Origin of the sequence: Oceanivirga salmonicida (genome assembly GCF_001517915.1) — a bacterium.
GTDB lineage: Bacteria > Fusobacteriota > Fusobacteriia > Fusobacteriales > Leptotrichiaceae > Oceanivirga > Oceanivirga salmonicida.
The window spans coordinates 1-7,075 of the sequence record NZ_LOQI01000076.1; the positions used below are offsets into that span (position 1 = coordinate 1).

Consider the following 7,075-nt stretch of genomic DNA (forward strand, 5'->3'; position numbering starts at 1 on the left):
GTACCATTTTTTTCTTTTAAGTAAGCATCTGTATCTTTATCTACCACTATATCTGCATGCAAAACTAAAACTGCTCCAAAGAATAGTGTTATTGGTAATACTTTCGATTTCGTTAACATAATATATCCTCCTAATTTTTATTTCTTTATAAATTTTATATTATATTTATATCTCGTTTTTCAAAAAATGCAAGTATTTTTTTAAATATTTTTTTAATTGTTAAATTTCTTAATATTTGTTCATTTTTATATCTAAAAATTTTTTAAATCACGGAAATTGATATTTTGTTTTGCATAATGCTATACTTATGTTTAGAAATTACGAAATACTTTTGTATATTATTAATATTAGCTTATCTCCTATTTTTAAATTTAATAAACCCCCCTATCATTTTTTTTAATATAATTTCTTTATTTTATAGTTATAATATAATCATAAACTACAAAAAAGGAGTTATTACTAACCCCCTTCTTAAATTTCTATAAATTTAAATATCTATTAAAATGTTTTTGCTACTTCAAGTCCTATTATACCCTTAGAACCAATGGCAATATATGCTCCCACTTTAAGTCCATTTTCAAATTTTTTACCTATATGAGTTTTAATATTCATAGGTATAGGAATCCCAATTTTTAAATTTCTATTTGGTACTTTATTAAAAGTAATTCCTAGTGGAATAGAAAATTCATTCCCTATATACATTCCATTTCTTTTAATATACACATCATATCTCACACCCATATTTACTTGTAAAAAAGTATTAAACCCACTAACTGAATCTTCATTTTTTAAATTTGTATTGTATGATGTATGTAAACCAAAAACTGGTCCTATTCCAACATTTGCATTTTCAGACTCAAATATCCATTCTGGTTGTATATCTGCTCCTAATGCAACTCCTACTACTACACCTTCTCTTATATCAACGCTAAAATTTCCACCAAGATTACCAATAACGTTAATATTATTCGGTTTTTGGGCATATGGATGAAAGTGATAATGTTAATGTTAACATTATTGTTGTTAAAAAATTTTTCATGTATTCCACATCCTCTCAGCAATCAGTATACTTCTTTTATTAAAAAATAGCAATGCTTTAAGATTAATATTTGTTTAAATAAAATTTTCACCTTATAAATTGGTCAATAAAAAATTTATTTTTATAACTTGTCAATTACGACTTATACTTACAAAATAATTTTGTAGAATTTCACATATTACATTACTATTGAAAAAAATTTTCAAAAGTGTTAGTATATGTATATATGTAAATAAAGAAAAAACAAGGAGATACAATGAAAAAGATTGCAATTTTAACAAGTGGTGGAGATTCACAAGGAATGAATACCGCTATTAGAACAGTAGCAAAAGCAGCAATGAGTAAAGGTTGGGAAGTTTATGGAGTAAAAAGAGGATATAAAGGTTTAGTCGATAATGACATGAAACTTTTAACACCCTTAGATATAGCAGGTTTAACTAATAAAGGTGGAACAAAACTATTATCAGCAAGATTACCAGAATTCAAAAATCCTGAAGTTAGAGCAATAGCTGCTGAAAATTTAAGAAAAAGAGGAATAGATTCTCTTGTAGTTATAGGTGGAGATGGTTCATACCATGGTGCACATTATTTATACGAGGAACAAGGAATTAAAACTGTTGGTATTCCTGGTACTATAGATAATGATATAGCAGGAACTGATTATACAATAGGTTATGATACTGCATTAAATATAGTTATAGATTTTATATCAAAAATACAAGATACTGCAAAATCACACGAAAGAACTGTATTAGTTGAAGTTATGGGGAGAAACTGTGGAGATATCGCCTTATATGGTGGTATAGCAGCAGCAGCAAATGGAATACTAATACCTGAGGTTGAATGGAAAATAGAAGACTTAGAAAACATTATAAAAGAGAGAAGAAAAAAAGGGAAAAATTATGATGTCATAGTTGTATCGGAAGGCGTAGGTAATACAGAAGATATAGCCAAAGAACTATCTAAAAGAATGCCTGAATTAGATGTTAAAACTGTTGTTTTAGGACATGTTCAAAGAGGTGGTTCACCAACTGCATCAGATAGATTAATTGCAACTAAATTAGGAATTGCAGCAGTAGACATATTAGAAAAAGATGAAGTTGCTGGTGTTATGGTAGGCTTACAAAAAACAGACATAGTTATAAATAAATTATCTTACGCATGGGAAAATTATAGCAAAAAAAATCAAGAATATTACGATATAGCAATGATGTTATCAATATAGGAGGAAATTATGAAAAAAATTAAAATGACAAAAATCGTATGTACAATAGGTCCAAAAAGTGAAAAACCTGAGGTATTAAAAGAATTAGTGTTAAACGGAATGAATGTAATGAGATTAAACTTCTCACATGGAGATTTTGAAGAACATGGTGGAAGAATTAAAACAATAAGAAAAATATCAGAAGAAACTGGTAAATTTGTTGCAATATTATTAGATACAAAAGGACCTGAAATCAGAACAGGTAGTTTTGCAGAAGGAGATATTAAGTACGAATTAAAACAAGATGATAAAATAACATTAACATCTGATTATGAATTTAAAGGAAACAAAGATAAAATTTCTATATCATACCCAAATATGACAAAAGATCTTAAACCAGGAAATACTATTTTATTAGATGATGGATTGATTGGTTTAGAAGTTTTAGAAATTAAAGGTGAAGAAATATTCTGTAGAGTTAAAAACTCAGGAATGTTAGGACAAAAAAAAGGTGTTAATTTACCTGGAGTATCTGTATCATTACCTGCATTAGCTGAAAAAGATATAGAGGATTTAAAATTTGGTTGTAAAGTTGGAGTAGACTATGTAGCGGCTTCATTTATTAGAAAAGTTTCTGACGTTGCAACAGTTAGAAAAGTATTAGATGAAAATGGTGGAGAAAACATTAAAATAATCTCTAAAATAGAAAACCAAGAAGGTATAGATAACTTTGATGAAATCTTAGAATTATCAGATGGTATAATGGTAGCAAGAGGAGATTTAGGAGTAGAAGTTCCTACTGAAAGAGTTCCTTTCTACCAAAAAATGATGATAAAAAAATGTAACAAAGCTGGTAAACCAGTAATAACTGCTACTCAAATGTTAGACTCTATGCAAAAAAATCCTAGACCTACAAGAGCAGAAGCAGGAGACGTTGCAAATGCTATATTAGATGGTACTGATGCTGTTATGTTATCAGGAGAGACAGCAAACGGTAAATATCCAGTAGAAGCTGTTAGAACTATGGCAAATATATCTGCTGAAACTGATAAGTTTGGAGTTAAGAAAAAAATATCTTCAACTGAAGTTGCTGTAGCAAGTATAACAGAAGCAATTAGTAAATCTGCTGTTTATTCTGGTGAATCATTAGATGCAAAATTAATTATTTGTTGGACAAAAACAGGAAGAGCTGCTAAAATGCTAAGAAAGTATAATCCAAAAATGCCAATAATAGCATTAACTGATAATGAACAAACAGGAAGACAATTAGCATTAATAAGAGGAGTTAGATCTGTATTAGCTAAAAACTTAGATAATACTGATGATTTCTTCAAAAAAGCTATTGAAGTTGCAAGTGGACATATTGTAACTACTAACGATGAAGATTACACTGGAATCAAAAAAGGTGATTTAATAGTATTAGTTACTGGTATATCAGAAACAGGAACTACAAATACTCTTAAAATAACAAGAATAGGTGAATAATAAAATTTAATATCACAAAAATGAGAGCCTAAATCTCTCATTTTTTTAAGGAAGATTATGACTAAATTAGATGAATTGATTAAAGTTTTTTCTGGATTACAAGGAATAGGTAAAAAAAGTGCAATTAGAATTGCCTTTGATGTACTTGCAAAAGATAAAACTGAAATAGAAAATATTATAGAAACTATTAAAACTTCATGTGAAACTATTAAACCTTGCACAATATGTTCTACTCTAACGGATTTAGGTATATGTGAAATATGTAGTAATAAAAAAAGAAATAAAAAATTAATCTGTCTTGTAGAAAATACAAGAGATGTTTTTGCTTTTGAAAATGCTGGTGGATTTAATGGACTTTATCATGTTTTAGGTGGAAAAATAGATCCATTAAATGGTATAGGTATAGATAAACTTAACATTAAAAATCTTTTAGAAAGATTAGATAATGTAGAAGAAATTATACTTGCTTTAAATCCAGATATAGAAGGAGAAACAACTACATTGTATCTTACAAGAATACTTAGTGATAAAAATATTAGAATAAGTAAAATTGCAAGTGGAATTCCTATGGGCGGAAATATAGAATATACTGATATGATGACACTAGTAAAATCATTAGAAGGAAGGCAGGAAATAAAAGATGAGTAAAAGTTTTTTTACATCTGAATTTGTATCACCTGGACACCCAGATAAAATCTGTGATCAAATTTCAGATGCGATACTAGATGAATGCTTATTAAATGACCCTAATTCAAGAGTAGCCTGTGAGACTTTTGCAACTACTGGTTTAGTTGTAGTTGGGGGAGAAATAACTACAGAAGGATATGTAGATATACAAAAAATAGTTAGAGATATAATAAAAGAAATAGGGTATATTCCAGGTCTTGGTTTTGACCATGACTGTGGAGTTATAAACACTATACACGCTCAATCACCTGATATATCAATGGGAGTTGATACAGGTGGGGCTGGAGACCAAGGCATAATGTTTGGTGGGGCAGTAAATGAAACTACTGAATACATGCCATTAGCCATAACATTAGCCCGTGAAATAATATTTAAATTAACTGAGTTAACTAAGAATAATACTCTAAATTGGGCTAGGCCTGATGCTAAAACCCAAGTTACATTAGAATATGAAAATGATAAAATAATTGGTATAGATACTATTGTTTTATCAGTTCAACATGATGAAGAAGTTACATTAGATAAAATAAAGAAAGATTTAAAAGAATTAGTAATAAAACCTGTATTAGAAAAATATGGCTATAATATATCAAATGTTAAAAAATTCTATATCAATCCAACAGGTCGTTTTGTAATAGGTGGCCCACATGGAGATACAGGACTTACAGGTAGAAAAATAATTGTAGATACATATGGCGGTTACTTTAAACACGGTGGTGGAGCATTTTCAGGAAAAGACAGTTCAAAAGTTGATAGAAGTGCTGCATATATGTGTAGATATATAGCAAAAAATTTAGTAGCAGCAGGAGTTGCTAAAAAATGTGAAGTTCAATTATCTTATGCCATAGGAGTTATAGAACCTACTTCTATTAAGGTTGATACTTTTGGAACTTCTAATATAGATGAAGAAAATATAGAAAAAGCAGTAAGAAAAATATTTAAATTAAGTCCTCGTGAAATTGAAAAACAATTCTCACTTAGAAAACCTTGTTTTAAATATAGAGATTTAGCTGCATTTGGGCATATAGGTCGTACAGATATAGATATCCCATGGGAAAAATTAGATAAAATTGAAGTAATAAAAGAGGTGCTTAATGTTTAAGAAAAGAAAAAATATAATTTTAATAATATTAGGACTATTTATAGTCCTTTTTCCTATTTTTTACACTAATTTAAAAAATAAGATGAATAAAAATAATGAAATAGTTACATACAATATATATTCTAAACCTAACACAATAGATCCACATCAATTTAGAGATATGTTAGCTGTACAACTTATGAATACTGTATATGAAGGATTATTAAGACAAGATGAAAATCAAAACTTTATACCAGCATTAGCCAAAAGTTTTGAAGAAAAATCAAATATTTTAACTTTTGAAATAAGAGAAGATGCAAAATACAGTGATGGAACTAAAGTTACTATAGATGACATAATAAACGGGTTTAGAAGAGCATTAAATCCTAAAACAGCGGCAAGATATTCTGAGATGCTTTTTCCTATTAAAAATGCAAAAAAATATAATAAAGGAGAAGCAACAAACGATGAACTTGGAGTTCAAAATGTAAATGGTAAATTAGTTATAACATTAGAAAAACCTACACCATATTTTAAATATGTTTTAACTCTACCAATATCATTTCCAGTAAAAGAAAAATTTGTAGATGACATAGAAGACTATACAAAAGCATTATATAATGGACCTTATATCATAAGTTCTATGAATGATGATGAAATAATATTAACAAAAAACAAATATTACTGGGACAATAAAAACGTACAATTAAACAAGGTTAAATTTGTAGCATTAAGCGACTCTTTTGTAATAGAAAATTTAATAAAAAATGAAGAACTAGATATTACTAGTGTTGATCCAATAGATATTGAGACAAAGAAAAAAAATAATGAACTATTTAGCTATTCTAACGGAAGAATTTGGTATTTAGAATTTAATTTAGCAAACGAAATCTTAAATGATAAAGAAAATAGACATATAATATCAGAATCTATAAATAGAAAAAAATATATAAAAGATATTAGAGAAGATGATTCTATAATAGCAAAATCTGTAATATCTGATTTATTAGGAGATTATAGAAAACTACACCCAGATGATACTTATTTAAAAGATGATATAAAATCTGATAAATTAAAAGGAAAAAAAATTAGATTGCTAACTGGAAACTCTACTTCTGAAGTAAAAGAAGCTAACTTTTTACAAGAAGAATTAAGAATTAAATTAGGTCTTGAAGTAGAAGTTTTAACTGTTACATTTAAAGATAGATTAGCATTAACTAGAAGTGGAGATTTTGATATAGTACTAAATACTTATAGTCCTAAACATGATGACCCTTTAACTATATTACATAGATGGTATAGACCTAATAAACCTAGCTATAATGCTTGGAGAAAAGAAGAATATATTAATTTAATAGATAAAATAGAAAATGAGACTGATACTAAAAAGCGTTATGAGTATATAAATAAGGCAGAAAGAATATTAGTTGATGATGCAATTATAGCACCTTTATTTTATTCAGTTGAAAATTGGTTTATTAGAAAAAATTTAAAAAATATTATAGTCCATCCTATTTCAAATACTATGGACATACATAAAATAAAGAGATAAGTCCAAAAAACTTATCTCATTTTTTAA

At 27.7% G+C, this 7,075-nt stretch carries 6 protein-coding genes; 5 read left to right on the forward strand and 1 reads right to left on the reverse strand.

From position 1 onward, the window contains the following. Nucleotides 1-498: 498 nt before the first annotated feature. Entirely contained in the window at nucleotides 499-741 is a 243-nt protein-coding gene (locus AWT72_RS07560) for a hypothetical protein (protein WP_067143195.1), read from the reverse strand. Nucleotides 742-1,295: 554 nt separating this feature from the next. On the opposite strand from AWT72_RS07560, the gene pfkA reads away from it, so the two are divergent. The 5 genes from pfkA to AWT72_RS07585 are packed head-to-tail and all read left to right on the forward strand — an operon-like array spanning nucleotide 1,296 to nucleotide 7,048. Further along, nucleotides 1,296-2,264, forward strand: a complete 969-nt coding sequence (pfkA, locus tag AWT72_RS07565; protein WP_067143199.1) for a 6-phosphofructokinase — start codon at nucleotides 1,296-1,298, stop codon at nucleotides 2,262-2,264. A 9-nt stretch (nucleotides 2,265-2,273) separates the two neighbouring features. Next, entirely contained in the window at nucleotides 2,274-3,728 is a 1,455-nt protein-coding gene (gene pykF, locus AWT72_RS07570) for a pyruvate kinase PykF (protein ID WP_082680592.1), read from the forward strand. Nucleotides 3,729-3,785: 57 nt separating this feature from the next. Then, nucleotides 3,786-4,376 (forward strand): recombination mediator RecR, encoded by a 591-nt coding sequence (recR, locus tag AWT72_RS07575; protein ID WP_067143201.1) that lies wholly within the window; start codon nucleotides 3,786-3,788, stop codon nucleotides 4,374-4,376. Then, the gene (gene metK / locus AWT72_RS07580; RefSeq protein ID WP_067143209.1) at nucleotides 4,369-5,517 is read left to right on the forward strand and encodes a methionine adenosyltransferase; all 1,149 of its coding nucleotides are present in this window, start codon (nucleotides 4,369-4,371) and stop codon (nucleotides 5,515-5,517) included. The genes recR and metK overlap by 8 nt, the downstream gene beginning before the upstream one ends. After that, the gene (locus AWT72_RS07585) at nucleotides 5,510-7,048 is read left to right on the forward strand and encodes a peptide ABC transporter substrate-binding protein (protein WP_067143211.1); all 1,539 of its coding nucleotides are present in this window, start codon (nucleotides 5,510-5,512) and stop codon (nucleotides 7,046-7,048) included. Before metK ends, AWT72_RS07585 begins: the two co-directional genes overlap by 8 nt. The last annotated feature ends 27 nt before the right edge of the window (nucleotides 7,049-7,075 follow it).

What these genes read in the sequence shown, in the direction of transcription:
- AWT72_RS07560 (WP_067143195.1), bottom strand. Translation starts at nt 741, where the DNA reads ATGGGTGTGAGATATGATGTGTATATTAAAAGAAATGGAATGTATATA.
- pfkA (WP_067143199.1), top strand. Translation starts at nt 1,296, where the DNA reads ATGAAAAAGATTGCAATTTTAACAAGTGGTGGAGATTCACAAGGAATG.
- pykF (WP_082680592.1), top strand. Translation starts at nt 2,274, where the DNA reads ATGAAAAAAATTAAAATGACAAAAATCGTATGTACAATAGGTCCAAAA.
- recR (WP_067143201.1), top strand. Translation starts at nt 3,786, where the DNA reads ATGACTAAATTAGATGAATTGATTAAAGTTTTTTCTGGATTACAAGGA.
- metK (WP_067143209.1), top strand. Translation starts at nt 4,369, where the DNA reads ATGAGTAAAAGTTTTTTTACATCTGAATTTGTATCACCTGGACACCCA.
- AWT72_RS07585 (WP_067143211.1), top strand. Translation starts at nt 5,510, where the DNA reads ATGTTTAAGAAAAGAAAAAATATAATTTTAATAATATTAGGACTATTT.